Genomic DNA, 14,206 nt, shown 5'->3' with positions numbered 1-14,206 from the left:
GGGGCTTACGGCACCGTCCCGGGTACCGGGATGTGTCGCCAGCGGGTACGGGTATGCCACACTAATCTATTCGCAATGAATCCGCAGGTAAAGATCGAATACGATACCGAGAGAAAGATCCGTACGCGCAACAAGACGTACTACCGGGTCAACCATTGGCCCATCTGGATCTTTGTTTTCTTCCTGATCCCCGGACCGGTGACGTTCAAGCTGTTCGCCGAAGGCTTCGGCGGGAATATGGTTTGGTGGCTGGCGGCCGTTCTGGTTGGGACCGGCATCGCCGGCTTGCGAGGCCGCCTGCCCGGCTCGGAACCCGCTCCGTATATCATTCGCTTTACGGAAGACCGGCCGAACCCGCTCTACCGCCGAATTTGCTATACATTCGCCTGGGGCGCCGCCATCAGTTACGGGCTGCTGAACCTGGTCGGCCTGGTGGTGGCGGTCACGACCGGCAAGTGGATGATGAAGCAGATCTACTGGTACGGGTACTTCCCCGTGGTCATCCCCGTGTGGATTCTCGGCGCGCTCGGCCAGTTGCCGCGTGTGAAGCCCTCCACAGCCGGGGAAGGGCACGAGCGCCGGTACTTCTACGGCACGGTCTGGGCCATGTGCATCGCGCAGCCGACCGTGGGTATTCTGTGGAAGATCCTGCCCCGCAACCACACCTCCGATGTGATTGAACTGGTTACGTTTGTCAGTGTGTTGGCACTGGTGGGCTGGATGAGCGTCAGGGGCTTGTTGCCACGCACGCGTCGGATCCTGCCAGGCGAGATCGCCGCTCTCGACTAGACACTCCCGCTCCAAATGGAAAAGGCCGGCAGGATGGGTGCAGCCACCCCTGCCGGCCTTCTCCACTTCAGGTCTAGTTTCCCGTGATTGTGAAATCCAGGGTGATGTCGCCGGCCTGTAGCCGGAACACGTTGTCCCCGGGATTGAACCCAGCACGCACCGTGACCGCGAACATGCCTGGCCAGTCGGAGTCGTAGTTGACCACCCGGCCTGTGGCGCCGCCGCCGGAAATAGTGGAAATTGCAGGATTTGCCGAGCTCAACGCCGTGCCCGCGGCATCCAGCACCCGGAAGTACACCGTCGTGGTGCGATTCCGGCTCACGCTGCCCGCGCTGTACATGATGTTCATGCTGGCCGGGGCGCCCGTCGAGGAATCAAACCAATACGGCACCCGCGAGGTCTTGCCCGTATTGTTCGATGTGATCGTGATCGCGCCCTGATAGGCGCCGGCCGTCATGCCCGAGCCGTTCCATGCCACGGTGACATCCGTGGAAGCGCCCGCCTCGACTTCCACCGTTGGCGTCGCGATCGATGCCTGGAACTGGTCGCTGCCACCGTCGGCCGCCAGCGTGAAGGTGTCCTTGCTGCCGCTGATGTTGGTCAGCGTGAGCGTGCGGCCCAGTTGGACCTCGCTGCCGCCCGTACCCAGCGGCAATGTGGCGGGATACGCGGTGACGGCCGTATTCACGGCCGCGCTGGCATCCACCAATCCGCCGCCCGCCTGCTGGACGCCCGCCGCTCCGCCGGTCATGTTGGAGGCCGCCGCTCCGTTATTGATGATCATCGACCGGTACTGGTCCACCGTCAGCCCGGGATGCAGGCTCTTGAGAAGGGCCGCCGTGCCGGCCACAAACGGAGTGGAGAAGCTGGTGCCGTCCACCAGGATGTAGCCGCTGGAATCGTACATGTCACCGTAGTTATCCAGCGTCTGCGTGCCTGTGTAGAAGTTGCTGCCGACAGCCACGATCTCCGGTTTGATGCCGCCGTCCACGCTGGGCCCGGCCGCGCTGAAGTCGGTCAGGCGGTTTGCCGTGATGGGCACGCTGCCGACATCGAAGTGCATCGTGCCGGAGAGACCGGCCTGGCCGGCGAGCGCCTGTTTGATCGCCACTCCATCGCCATAGCTGACAGCCTGGGCCGGCAGGGTGGCCGCGCCAACGCTCATGTAGATGGGGTCTGGAGCCGTGTCGCGCATATAGACAAGCGCTCCCGCGGCGCCTGCATTCCGGGCGTTGTTCAGCTTGTCTTCAAAGTAACAATCTCCGCGCTGGATCAGGGCGATCTTGCCGCTCAGGCTGCCGGATTGGAACGCAGAGCAGCCCAGGCCATTGCCGTCAAGCGTGGCGACATCCACCAGGGTTCCCGTCACAGGCGTCGACCCGGCCGTTGTGTAGCCGTTGTAGGCCACGTACGAGCTGAGGCCCGAGACTTCGACGCTGGAGGCGAACGTACGGTCGTTGGTCGTTGCGCCTACTGAGATCGCGGAAGGAGCGGTGGCTGGAGATCCGATCGTGTTCAGGCCCGGGCCATTGTTGCCCGCGGCGATGACCACAATGACACCGGCCTGCGTGGCGCGCTCCACCGCCGCCACATCAAGATCCTCTGACAGGCGTGGGGCAAAGTCGTCCCCGACGCTGAGGCTGATGACATCCATCCCGTCGGCGACGGCATCGTCAAAGGCCTTGATGATGGCATCGTCGGAGGCGTAATCGTTGTAGCCAGGTGTTCCAAAGACCTTATAAACACCGAGGAATGCCTTAGGCGCGACGCCCTGGATCGTGGCCAGCGGGCCCTGTGAGCGTACACCCGCGGCGATGGTGGCCAGAGCCGTGCCGTGGCCCACATGGTCGCGCGGGGTGTAGTCGACATCGCGGTATTGCAGGAGATTCACATAGCTGCGCGCGACGATAACCTTGTTGTTCGTGTAGTTCAGGTCGAAGACCGTGTTGGCGCGAGGAAACGAATCCGGCACCGTCAGGGAACTGTCCTGGAAAGCGGGATGGGTGATCTCGATGCCGGTGTCGATGATGCCGATCTTTATGCCCGCGCCGGCATTGCTTTCGCCGAACTGACTCCAGACATCGCTGACCTTGTGCAGCAGCACGGCGCGATCGAGCACGCGGTGCAGCATCCTTACCGGAACCACGCGCTTCACTCCAGGCATCTGGGCGAGCTGCGCCGCCGTGGCTGCGTCCGCCTGGACGAACATCGCGTTGGCAACCGTATTCACGGAATCCAGCACGATGCCGGAACGCCGTTCAATATTGCCCCGCATTGCGGTCTGTTCACCACGTACTCGCGTGCGGTGCGCCTCTGCCTCTGTACCGCGTAGATCGGCGCGCCGGCCCCGGACCCTGGTCATGTGGTCGGTCACCGGTTCCGTAGTGAGTTCAACGATATAGCGGCCGGGGAGTACTTCCGCGAACAGCCCTGGGGCCAGTGCCAGCCAGACGGCCAGGAGAATCGAGTTCCGTTTCATGGTTTTTGTGGATCTTCGCTTGGGACTTTAGGAATACATCGGCCAAATGCGCGGTTGCCTTCAACCGGCCTGTTTGGATTTCAAAGGATTGAACCCAAAAGGCCGCTCCGGGTTGCCGGCTGCAACTTGTGACGCGAGCCGCGCCGTTTGCGTCTCAGTTTTGAGGTAAAGATATGCAAACGCCCCCACTCATGCCGCCGCGCCGCACCAGAACCGCCATAATGCTCTGATGCGAGAGAGGTTGACTGCGTTACACGCCCCCGCGACGCAGCCCCCGCACACCAGGCGCTGCTTGATGTCCTTAACAATCTTGATTTAGGATTTACCTGCCAATGAGGGGCACTCCTGTGGGGATTCGCTATCCTCAAGGGAGAGACGGTCCTCGGCTAGGCTGTATCTTTATGATGGACCTGCACAAGAACAAGCGGCAGGCGCTGCTGTCGTGGCTCTTCGTGGGCCTGTTGGCGGCGCTGTTGGGCGTGCTGGGCTGGCTTCAGTTTGACTGGATCTCGCAGGTCAGTTATGCCGAGCGGGCCAGGCTGAAAGAGAGCCTCGGCACCGGGCTTCGCCGCGTGAGCCAGGACTTCAACTCCGAGCTGCAGACTGCGTGTTCGGCCCTCGTCTCGGGCGATCCCATGGAACCCGGCCAGCGCGAGCAGGACTATGCCGCGCGCTATGCGCACTGGCGCGAATCGACTCGCCACCCGCACCTGTTCCGGCGCATCCTGGTGGCCACGCCCGCCGGTGCAACCTTGAAGTTGCGGGAAATGGACATGGAAGACGGCACGTTCCGTGCAGTCGAATGGCCCGCTGAGTGGTCCTCCCTGCGCGCCCGCCTCGAGTCCCAGTTGAATCGCTCGGAGTTCGGCGGCCGTCGGCCGTTCTGGGCCGGCAGCAGCGCGGAATCCGCGGTGGTCGAGCTCCCGAGAGTCCGGTTTCCCAATAATGGCGGACCCGCCGGGCCGCGCCAGCCTCGGGAGATGGGCCTGCCTGGCGAGCCTCGCCTGTCCCGCGAACCACGGCCCGGCGAGCCTCGTGCGGACTTTCGTGATCTGCGTCGCGACGACTTCTTCCGGCTCAGCCTGGAGTGGCTCGTGATTGAACTCGACCTGGAGACGGTGCAAAAGGAGCTTCTCCCTGAGCTGTTGAGCCGGCACCTCTTTGGCAGTGCAACCCCTGAATACCAGGTGGAAGTGACCCTGCGCGATCATCCCGAGCAGCTCATTTTCAGCTCCACTGGCGACAAGACCGCGAGGATCGGCGCCAAGGCCGACGCCAGCACGAACCTGATGGACGTCCAGTTTGAGCAGGTGATGCGGCGCGCGGCCATGAACCGGGCGAGGGAGTCCGGCGTCGCCTGGCCGGGCGGCCGCATTGGCGGGGGGAGCGGTTCAGGCGGGCCGCGCGAGTCTCCGCCGGAGTGGGGCCGCTGGGTGATGTCGGTCCGCCACAGGTCCGGTTCCCTGGAAGCGGTCGTGAATCAGGTGCGCTGGCGCAACCTGGCGGTCACTTCCGGTGTTCTTCTATTGATGGTTGCCGCCATCACGATGCTGGTGCGCTATACGCAACGTGCCCAGCGGTTGGCGAATATGCAGATGGAATTCATCACCGGCGTCTCGCACGAACTCAAAACACCGCTCACGGTGATTCGCACGGCGGGTCACAATCTGGGTGGCGGACTGGTTCGCGACGAGAAGCAGGTGCAGCGCTACGGTAACCTGATTCGCGAGGAAGCCGAGAAACTCACCGCGATGGTGGAGCAGGTGTTGCGGTTCGCCAATGCCAAGGCGGGCCGGGCCATCGGTGAACGTGAGGCAGTGGATGTGCGCAGCCTGCTGGACGCCGCGGTCTCCTCCGCTTCGCCCATTCTCGACAAGTCCGGCTGCGTGCTGGAGCAGACGATCGACCCGGATCTGCCGCCCGTGCTGGGCGACCCCATCGCGCTGAAACATGCCATTCAGAATCTGCTGACAAACGCCGCCAAGTACGGTGCCGAAGGGCGCTGGATCGGCTTGACAGCGGCTCTGGCCAACGCCAAGAACGGTGCCACTGTCGAAATCCGGGTTGCTGACCGCGGCGCCGGCGTGGCGCCCGACGAGATCGACCAGATCTTCGATCCGTTCTATCGTGGCAAGAAAGCCATCGACGATCAAATCCATGGAACGGGACTGGGCCTCAGCCTGGTCAAAAGAATCGCGGAAGCGCATGAAGGGAATGTTTCGGTAAGGAGCGGGCCGGGCACTGGCGCGGAATTCGTGCTGCACCTCCCCACCGTTCCTGCCGGCCAACGGAATGAGTTCGCGAATACTGCTCATTGAAGACGAGCCGGGCCTGGTGCTCACGCTCTCTGATTTACTGGCGGCCGAAGGCCACGAGGTGGACACGGCGATGGACGGCCTGTCCGGTCTCGCCAAAGCCCGGGAAGGCCAGTGTGACCTGGTGATCCTGGACATCATGCTCCCTGGGAAGAATGGGCTGGAAGTGTGCCGCGAACTGCGGCAGCAAGGCTCAGACGTCGCCATCCTGATGCTCACGGCAAAATCGCAGGTGATCGATCGTGTGGTCGGCCTCAAGCTCGGCGCTGACGATTACCTGACCAAACCGTTCGATCCCTCCGAACTGCTGGCGCGGGTGGAGGCGCTGCTGCGCCGCGTCCACAAGGAGAGTTTCCCCGCGGTACTGCGCTTCCAGTTTGGCTCCGTTCAGGTGGACTTTGAAAAGGCGGAACTGCTCAAGGATGGCTCGCCCGTCAGCCTGGCCGGCAAGGAATTGCAATTGCTCCGTTATCTGATCGATCACCGCGGCAAGGTGATCTCCCGCGAGGAACTGCTCAAGAACGTGTGGGAATACCAGTCGGACATCTCCACCCGCACGGTGGATGTCCACGTGGCCTGGCTGCGCCAGAAGATAGAGGAAAACCCGCAGTTTCCGCGCTACATCCGCACCGTGCGCGGCTCCGGCTATCGCTTCGCCACTTAGCCGCTACTGCTTCTTCTTCACGCTGGGGGCGGGCTCGGGATCCGGCAGGTTGTCGGACGGATTCGCCTTCCGCCAACCCTTCTTCTCCGTGCTCGATGCAGCCGGCTGAGCCGGCTTCTCCGCAACGGAAGGCGTGCTCGTTCCTTCCGCCGGAGCGCCGACATTCGGATTCGGGCCCCGAGGACCCGTCGAGTCGTCCAGCACCACGCGGCGCCGCGGCCGGACCGGCTCAGAGGGCGCACTGCTCGCGGCCGGCGCGTCGTTGGAGGCGGGCGACTGCGACTGGCTCACCACGGTGGCATCGGATTGGGCCGCCGGGTCGATATTCGCCGGCGCGTGGTAGTTGCCCCGGTAGCGGATATCGGCGCCGGGATAGCGCGACCGCGCCGAATCCGCCAACGCGATCTGAATCCGGTTGTCTTCTCCTGCCCTCGTTCCGGGCGGCAGTTGGAAATACAGCGCATAGCGCTGCCGGATGCGTGCGAGTGTTGTCTCAAAAGCGGACGCGTCCGAGATGCTCATGCTGTCGCCGCCGGATTCCCGTGCAATCTCTGAGGTGCCCGCCGATTGTGTTCGTGAACCCATGCCGCCACCGCCAGGAATCCGTCCGCCGCCGCCGCCGGGAATGCGTCCGCCGCCGCCACCCCAGATGATGTCCGGAATCGAGCCCCCGCGCGGCCAGGAATTGCCGCGCCGGTTGCCGCCGGGAGGATACTGCCCGCCGCCCTGCGGATAGCCGCCATGACGGCTGCTCATCGCGTCCGGAGCGATAATCGCGCTCAGCACCGTATCGGCTTCGGCCAGCGCCGAGCCCACCCGCTCTTCACTGCGGTCCTTCTCCGTCTGGTCGTCCGTCATGATGACGATGGCCCGCCGCGCATCCTTGCGAGCCGACTTGCGCATGTAGCTCGCCGCATCCAGCAGGCCCCGCGTGATGTCCGTGCCGCCATTGAAGGTTTCGCTGCGCAGCAGGCTCTCGAACTCGCGCTCCACTTCGTCCTTGTTGCTGCGGAAAGGCAGGCGGACCCGCGATGACCGGTCGAACACCATCATGGCCACCCGGTCGTCCGGCCCCAGCACCCGCAGCGCGTCGTGTGCCGCGTCGGCCATGCGCTGCACGTGCGAGCGCATGCTGCCGCTGACGTCCAGCAGCACGATCACGTCCACCGGCATCTCTTCCCGCGCGAAATTGCGAACGTCCACCCGCCGGCCGTTCTGCGTCAGGACGAAGTCCTCCCGGCGCAATCCGGTCACAGCCCGGCCGTCGCGGTCGAGCACCTGGGCATCCACCCGCACCAGGGAAACATCGCTCTTGAAGGTGACATTGCCGTCGTCCGCCGGCTGGGCGGCCGCGCAGGCGAGTAATAGGACCAGAAGACTTGCCAGGCGCACTGTGGTGACTCCAGAGAACACAACGGCTGCCCGGATCCCCAAAAGCCCGGACGAACCCATTAATTGTACGTCTTCCGCGTGATTTGCGTTACAGTTTGTGCCGCTCTAGGCCTGCCTGGGCTTGGGCCGCGGAAAGAGCCGGGCGGCATTGTCGTGCAGGATCAGGCGCGCCGCGTTCAGCGCCTCCGCCTCCGTCATCTCCCGGCTTTGCACCTTCTCGGCCAGAACCTGCGCGACATTTCGCCGCGCCATCACCGCATGTGCATAGCTGAGCTCCACATAGCGGTAATCGCCGCCGAAGCCCAGGATTTTGTTCAGCGGCACGGTGTCGATCAATTCGTGCAATGCGCGCCGCGCTCCAGTGGGCGTGATGATATGCACCCAGCACAGGTCCGCCGTCACATTCGCATACATCTTCGCCAGGGCCGCCACCTCCTCCATCCAGGGCCAGCCCAGGTGGAAGAGATCGAAAACTACCTTTGGATAGAGACCAAAGAGGTTATTCAAAAGCGTGGGCCGCGAGTTCTCCAGCGTGTTCCCGTTGCCCGCCTGCAGCCCCGTATGCATCTGTACCGGCAGTTTGTGCGCGTCGGCCAACTGCAACACATGGTGGAAGATGTGATCCGAGAGTCGCCGCGGAGCCTGCTTCTGCGGTTCCTTCATCAACAGGTCGAAATCCCGCTGCGCGTCGGCCTCCGGGACCACCTCAAAGCGCAGCGGCCGGTTGTAGGCCAGCGTACTCTTGATCGTCACCAGTCCGGCGTCCAGGCTCTGGTCCAGCCGCTTCTCCACGGCTCGCTTCAACCCCTTCACGTCCGGGATCGAGGTGCCGGTCACCTCCTCCATGCGCCGGATGTCCGCCGCCTTCGCCGCCGAGCAGAACCAGTCCATCTTCCGCGCCAGCACGAAATACTCGCCGTCCGGCCGCACCGGATCGCCGTGCCAGTAGTCGTCCAGGACCGCGTAATCCAGCTTCATCCGATCCTTCAGAATCCGCTTGTACAAACCCGGTTTGTTCGCCTCGGCGATAGCGGAATTGATCCGCGGCAGGGTCGCCGCCTTGATCTCACCGATCCCGTAGATGTCCCGGATGGCAATGCTCAACGCCTGCCCGTACCCCGTGAAGCGCGAAACCTGCCACCAGGGCTCAAACTCCGCCCACGTTTTCGGTGTCGGCGTAGGCATTCCCGCGCTCACCATGTCGCTGTTCAGGTAGTGCGAAGCCAGCAGGAACAGGTCTGGTTTCAACTCCAACCGCTCCGATTCCGGCAGCAGATGCTCGTGCGAGTCTACCAGCGGCATCGCATCGATGGCCCGGCTCAACTCTTTAAACGAGCCTGCCTGGGCCGTCAGAATGGCCGGGCATGCGGCCGCCAGGCCGGCGGTGAAGAAGGTACGGCGCTGCATACAATCGGCCCGTAGTATAGCCGGATTCCGTTTGCAGCATAATGGAGGTGAAACTCTGTAATCGTTTCAAGGATGGAACTGTCATGCCACGCCGCCTGTCGAGCAAGTTGATCGTCTCCCTGACAGTGATCGTGATCCTCATCAACGTCGTGGCCGGAGTCGTGTACCTGCGCGTCCAGAATCAGCACACCCTGGAAACGATGATTCTGGGGGCCGACCAGCTCTCCAAGAGCATCACCAGCGCCACCTGGCACGCCATGAAGGACGACCACCGCTCGGCCGCCTACGACATCATGAGCGTCATCGCCGCCAAACAGGGTGTCGACCGCATCCGCATGTTCAACCGCGAAGGCCGCCTGATGTTCTCCACCAAAAAGGGCGACAACGCGCAGTTGATGACCGTGAACGAGCAACCCTGCGTCGCCTGCCACGGTTCCATGCCGGTGAAGGTGGAAGTGGCGCCCGCTTCCCGTGTCCGCATCTACAGCGGCACCGACGGGCGCGACTCGCTCAACATGGTGACGCCCATCTACAACGAAGCCTCCTGCAGCCAGGCCGACTGCCACGCTCACCCCGCGCGCACCCGGGTCCTGGGTGTCCTGGATGTGGCGCTGAGCCTCGATCCCGTCCGCCAGGAAGAGGCGGCCATGACGCAGCACACTGTCGTCACCACCGGCATCACCATCCTCCTCACCGCCGTCTTCATCTTCTTCTTCGTCCGTTATTTTGTGGGCGTGCCCATCCGTGAATTGATTGAAGGCACGCACGCCGTCAGCGAGATGGAGCTCGGCACGCCCATCCGCATCAGCCACAGCAGCGAAGAGATGGACGCCCTGGTGACCTCGTTCAACACGATGCGCGACCGCCTGCAGGGCGCCATGGACGAGATCAACACGTTCACCCAGAGTCTCGAGAAGAAGGTGGAGGACCGCACCCAGCAGCTGAAGGCGGCTCAGCAGAAACTGCTCCACAACGATCGCCTGGCCTCGCTGGGGCAACTCGCGGCCAGTGTCGCCCATGAGATCAACAACCCCGTCTCCGGCGTCCTCAACCTGGCCATGCTAATGCAGCGCATTCTCAAGGACGACGGCGTGCCGCCCAACCGGCTGGCCGATTTCCGCAAGTATCTGGGCCAGGTGGCCACCGAAACCGCGCGCGTGGGCCGTATCGTTTCTGACTTGCTCGCCTTCTCCCGCCGCTCGAAGCCCCAGCGCACACCGGCCGACCTGAATCGCATCATCCGCTCCACCCTGACCTTGGCGGCCCACAAGCTGAAACTCTGCGACACCGAGGTGGAGGTCGATCTCCCGGCCGATCTGCCCACCGTCTCCTGCGACCCCTCGCAGATGCAGCAGGTGGTGCTCAACCTGGTCCTGAATGCGGCCGAAGCCACGCAGAGCAAGGGCGGCGGCAAAGTGCTGGTTCGCACCAGGGTAGCGGCCGACCAGAAGTGCGTCGAAATGCTGGTGCAGGACAACGGCGAAGGCATCAGCCCGGAGAACCTCAGCAAGATCTTCGATCCCTTCTTCACTTCGAAGCCCGAAGGCAAGGGTGTGGGCCTGGGCCTGGCGGTGATCTACGGCATCGTACAGGCGCACGACGGCGAGATCGACGTGAAGAGCACCGTGGGCGAGGGCGCGACCTTCACGGTGACCATCCCCATGGAATCCGCCGTGAAGCCGGCGGCCGCGCCAGCGGAGCCTGTCGTGTGAGCGGCCTGTGTCTGGCCTCGCTCGGCGAGGTCGAGGAGTCACTGATGAGGACCATCGCCGAATGCGTGGAGGAGCGGATTGGATTGCCGGTCGTGCGCCGTATGCAGTTGCCCGTGCCCCTGGATGGGTACGACCGCGCGCGAGGCCAGATGAGTTCCGTGACGATGCTCAAACTGCTGCTCGAACGGGCACCGTCCGGCGTCTCGCGCATCCTGGGTGTCACCGAGAGCGATCTGTTCATCCCGATGCTGACATTTGTCTTCGGACAGGCGCAGTTGAAAGGCCGCGCGGCCGTGGTCTCGGCCGCCAGGCTGCGGCAGGAATTCTATGGAATGGCACCGGACGGAACCGCGTTGTTGGGCCGCGCGCGCAAGGAAGCGATGCACGAGCTCGGCCATACGTTCGGGCTGATCCACTGTCCCGACACGCGTTGCGCGATGAGCCTGTCCATCAACCTGCCGCAGGTGGACTCGAAATTGGAATGGTATTGCGAAGGCTGCTGGCCCGTTCTGCAGGAACGGCTGGAAGAAGTGAGGTACGACTGACATGAAAGCCGTGTGGAAGATCCTGGTTGTGGATGACGAAGAGGTGATGTGCGAGTCGCTCGCCGCCTGGCTGCGCGAAGACGGCTATGACGTGGATACAGCATCGTCCGGCCGACGCGCCGTGGAATCCGCCCGCGCTTCCGACTACGCCATCTATTTCATCGACCTGAAAATGCCCGGCGGCATGGACGGCATCGAGACCATGATGGAGATCCGCAAGCTCCACCCGGAAGCGCCCGTCATCATCATCACCGCCTACGCCACTGTCGACACGGCCATCACCGCCATGAAGGAAGGCGCGCAGGAGTATATCGTCAAGCCCTGCAATCCGGAAGAGATCTCGCTGGTGGTGGCCCGCATCATCAAAGTGAAGAATCTCCAGTTGGAGAACACCATTCTGCGCAAGCGCCTCACCGGCCAGTACGACTTCCACGACATCATCACCAAGAACCCCCGCATGCTCGCCATCCTGCAGCTCGTGCAGGATGTGGCCGGCCTGCGCAGCACGGTACTGGTGCGCGGCGAAAGCGGCACCGGTAAGGAGCTTATCGCCCGTGCCGTGCACTACTCAGGCGACCGGGCCGACAAGCCGTTCATCTCCGTCAGTTGCGCGGCGCTGGCCGAGACGCTGCTGGAATCCGAGCTCTTCGGCTATGAGAAAGGCGCCTTCACCGGAGCCGGCGCACGCACTCGCGGCAAATTCGAACTGGCCGACGGCGGCACCATTTTCCTCGACGAAATCGGCGACATCTCGCCCAAGCTCCAGGCCGACCTTCTGCGCGTTCTGCAGGAGCGCCGCTTCTATCGCCTCGGCGGTTCGGAGGAGGTGAAGGTGGACGTCCGTGTCATCGCCGCCACCAACAAGGATCTCGCCGAGGAGGTCAGCCAGGGCCGCTTCCGGGACGACCTCTACTACCGCCTCAACGTCATCGAGATCCGCATCCCGCCCATTCGCGAACGCCGCGAGGATGTGCCCCTGCTGGCGCGCCATCTGGTGCAACGGCTCTCACCCGAGTTGAACAAGGACATCCAGGACATCTCGGAAGGCGCCATGAAAGTTCTGCTCGAATACGAGTGGCCCGGCAATGTCCGCGAACTCGAAAACGCCATCGAGCGCGCCATCGTCACCTGCCGCGGTCAATTGCTCACAGAGGACGACTTCGGCTTCCTGATGCGCACCATGCAGGAGCGCAAGGCCTGGAGCGTCCCGGCCAACATGACCCTGCAGGACCTCGAACGCCAGGCCGTCCAGGCCGCCCTGCAGCGCACCGGAGGCAACGTGAAGGAAGCGGCGTCGTCCCTGGGCATCGACCGCTCCACCATGTACGAGAAAATCAAAAAATACGAGATCCCGCGCTAGCGCCCCGCCGCGAGCAGAGCCGCGATCGCGAGTGAGCGGGGGAGATACCGAAAGGCTCCAACCAACCAACCGAGGAGGCCCGCGGGCTCTCCCTACTCAACCACGGCCTCCCCCGGAATCCCGACATACTTCTCCCAGCCCCGGATCTTCTGCAGCATCTGACGTACCCGTTCTCTCTCCTGCCCGGCCACATTCCTCTTCTCGCCCGGATCCGCCTCCAGGTTCGACAGCCACACCTTCTCGCCGGTCTCCTCCCCCGGAAACGCCGGAGGATTTACAATCAGCTTCCAGTCCCCCTGCCGCAACGCGCGTTCCTTGTTGAAACTCCAGAACATATCTTCGTGCGTCTGTTTTTCCCCGCGCAGTACCGGCAGAATGTCCTGCCCGTCCACACCCGCCGGAATGCGGCCCGCCTGACCGGCCATCGACAGAAACGTCGGCAACAGATCCATCGACAGCAACGGCCGCTCCCACACCTGGCCCGGCTGCACGAAGCCCGGAGCCCGCAGCATCGCCGGCACATGCATCCCGCCATCGAACAGCCCCAGCTTGTACCCACGATACGACCCGTTGCTGCCGCCTGTATAAGGCTGAGCCGTGCTCGATGCCCGCACCTCGCGCGTCGCGCCGTTATCCGCCTGGAAGAACACCACCGTGTCCTCCTCCAGGCCCTGCCGCCGCAATTGATCCAACAACAGGCCCACGGCGTCATCCACAGCCGCCACCATCGCCAGGTGAGTCCGCCGGTCGCGCTCCATCGACGCCGGAAATCGATCCAGGTACTTCTTCGGAGCCATCATCGAGTAGTGCGGCGCGCCAAACGCCAGGTACATCAGGAACGGCTGCTGCCTCTGCTGTTTCGCCAGATGAGCCGAAGCCTCGCGCGCCAGCAGTTCCGTCATGTACACCGGCTCTTCGAACACCTCCTCCGTGTTGCGCCACAGATCGTGGAAGATCTTGCCCGGAGCCGAGCCCAACTGGTAATACCGGTGTGAGTACGCATCCAGCCACCCCGAGTACCACCCGAAGAACTGATCGAACCCCTGCGCCATTGGCCGGCTCTGCGGCGCACTGCCCACATGCCACTTCCCAAAGGCCGCCGTGCCGTAGCCCGCCTGCTTCAGCAGGGCAGGGAAGGTGATCTCCCCTCTTCGCAGCCCCGGCACATCAAACGTCGGCTGCGACGGCAGCGCGCCCTGCACACCCGTCCGGTCAGGGTACTTGCCCGTCAGAATCGCGGCCCGCGAGGCCGAACACACAGGAGCATTCGAGTACCACTGCGTGAACCGCACGCCCGACGACGCCAACCGGTCCAGGTTTGGGGTCAACGCCTCCTTCTGCCCGAAACACCCGACATCGCCGATGCCATGGTCGTCCGTCACGATCACCAGGAAGTTCGGCCGGCGTGTCTGGCCGGACGCCAAAGCGCTCGCCGAGGCTCCACCCAAAAGGCGAAGAGCGCTACGGCGGTTGAATGGAGAAGGGGTGTGAATCATACGCGAAGCTCAGAAACAGCACACCAGAAGCCGCGCCGCGATGCAAA

At 63.6% G+C, this 14,206-nt stretch carries 10 protein-coding genes; 6 read left to right on the top strand and 4 right to left on the bottom strand.

The features are described 5' to 3' along the window. The first annotated feature begins 75 nt into the window (after positions 1–75). On the top strand, positions 76–789 hold the full coding sequence (locus IRI77_RS09170) for a hypothetical protein (RefSeq protein ID WP_194451771.1): 714 nt from the start codon (positions 76–78) through the stop codon (positions 787–789). A gap of 73 nt (positions 790–862) precedes the next feature. Here the strand turns inward: IRI77_RS09170 and IRI77_RS09165 are convergent, their stop codons facing one another. After that, a complete protein-coding gene (locus IRI77_RS09165) occupies positions 863–3,268 on the bottom strand; it encodes a S8 family peptidase (RefSeq protein WP_194451770.1) in 2,406 nt (801 codons plus the stop codon). A gap of 767 nt (positions 3,269–4,035) precedes the next feature. Between IRI77_RS09165 and IRI77_RS09160 the strand changes: the two genes are divergently transcribed. Then, entirely contained in the window at positions 4,036–5,586 is a 1,551-nt protein-coding gene (locus IRI77_RS09160) for a sensor histidine kinase (protein ID WP_407674043.1), read from the top strand. Continuing rightward, positions 5,561–6,247 carry a response regulator transcription factor gene (locus tag IRI77_RS09155; protein ID WP_194451768.1) on the top strand — a complete coding sequence of 229 codons (687 nt, stop codon included), beginning with the start codon at positions 5,561–5,563 and terminating at the stop codon, positions 6,245–6,247. Before IRI77_RS09160 ends, IRI77_RS09155 begins: the two co-directional genes overlap by 26 nt. 3 nt (positions 6,248–6,250) lie before the next feature. Here IRI77_RS09155 and IRI77_RS09150 read toward each other — a convergent pair whose 3' ends face one another. Both IRI77_RS09150 and IRI77_RS09145 read right to left on the bottom strand, forming a co-directional pair. After that, positions 6,251–7,639 carry a VWA domain-containing protein gene (locus IRI77_RS09150; protein ID WP_194451767.1) on the bottom strand — a complete coding sequence of 463 codons (1,389 nt, stop codon included), beginning with the start codon at positions 7,637–7,639 and terminating at the stop codon, positions 6,251–6,253. Between the two features lie 105 nt (positions 7,640–7,744). Beyond that, entirely contained in the window at positions 7,745–9,046 is a 1,302-nt protein-coding gene (locus tag IRI77_RS09145; protein ID WP_194451766.1) for an amidohydrolase family protein, read from the bottom strand. Between the two features lie 83 nt (positions 9,047–9,129). Between IRI77_RS09145 and IRI77_RS09140 the strand changes: the two genes are divergently transcribed. Genes IRI77_RS09140 through IRI77_RS09130 form a run of 3 tightly spaced genes read left to right on the top strand, consistent with a single transcriptional unit; the run spans position 9,130 to position 12,663 of the window. Next, the gene (locus IRI77_RS09140; RefSeq protein ID WP_194451764.1) at positions 9,130–10,758 is read left to right on the top strand and encodes a sensor histidine kinase; all 1,629 of its coding nucleotides are present in this window, start codon (positions 9,130–9,132) and stop codon (positions 10,756–10,758) included. Then, positions 10,755–11,303: an archaemetzincin family Zn-dependent metalloprotease gene (locus tag IRI77_RS09135; RefSeq protein ID WP_194451763.1), complete on the top strand. Its 549-nt coding sequence runs from the start codon at positions 10,755–10,757 to the stop codon at positions 11,301–11,303. Before IRI77_RS09140 ends, IRI77_RS09135 begins: the two co-directional genes overlap by 4 nt. A gap of 1 nt (position 11,304) precedes the next feature. Then, a complete protein-coding gene (locus tag IRI77_RS09130; RefSeq protein WP_194451762.1) occupies positions 11,305–12,663 on the top strand; it encodes a sigma-54-dependent transcriptional regulator in 1,359 nt (452 codons plus the stop codon). Positions 12,664–12,755: 92 nt separating this feature from the next. Here IRI77_RS09130 and IRI77_RS09125 read toward each other — a convergent pair whose 3' ends face one another. Continuing rightward, entirely contained in the window at positions 12,756–14,087 is a 1,332-nt protein-coding gene (locus IRI77_RS09125; protein ID WP_194451761.1) for a sulfatase family protein, read from the bottom strand. Positions 14,088–14,206: the final 119 nt, after the last annotated feature.

Source organism: Paludibaculum fermentans, assembly GCF_015277775.1.
GTDB lineage: Bacteria > Acidobacteriota > Terriglobia > Bryobacterales > Bryobacteraceae > Paludibaculum > Paludibaculum fermentans.
The sequence above is the reverse complement of the archived record's forward strand: the minus strand, read 5'-3'. Positions and strand labels throughout refer to the sequence as shown.

Bases quoted from the DNA above. Each gene is read 5' to 3' on its own strand.
- IRI77_RS09170 (WP_194451771.1), top strand. From the start codon at position 76: ATGAATCCGCAGGTAAAGATCGAATACGATACCGAGAGAAAGATCCGT.
- IRI77_RS09165 (WP_194451770.1), bottom strand. From the start codon at position 3,268: ATGAAACGGAACTCGATTCTCCTGGCCGTCTGGCTGGCACTGGCCCCA.
- IRI77_RS09160 (WP_407674043.1), top strand. From the start codon at position 4,036: ATGGACATGGAAGACGGCACGTTCCGTGCAGTCGAATGGCCCGCTGAG.
- IRI77_RS09155 (WP_194451768.1), top strand. From the start codon at position 5,561: ATGAGTTCGCGAATACTGCTCATTGAAGACGAGCCGGGCCTGGTGCTC.
- IRI77_RS09145 (WP_194451766.1), bottom strand. From the start codon at position 9,046: ATGCAGCGCCGTACCTTCTTCACCGCCGGCCTGGCGGCCGCATGCCCG.
- IRI77_RS09140 (WP_194451764.1), top strand. From the start codon at position 9,130: ATGCCACGCCGCCTGTCGAGCAAGTTGATCGTCTCCCTGACAGTGATC.
- IRI77_RS09130 (WP_194451762.1), top strand. From the start codon at position 11,305: ATGAAAGCCGTGTGGAAGATCCTGGTTGTGGATGACGAAGAGGTGATG.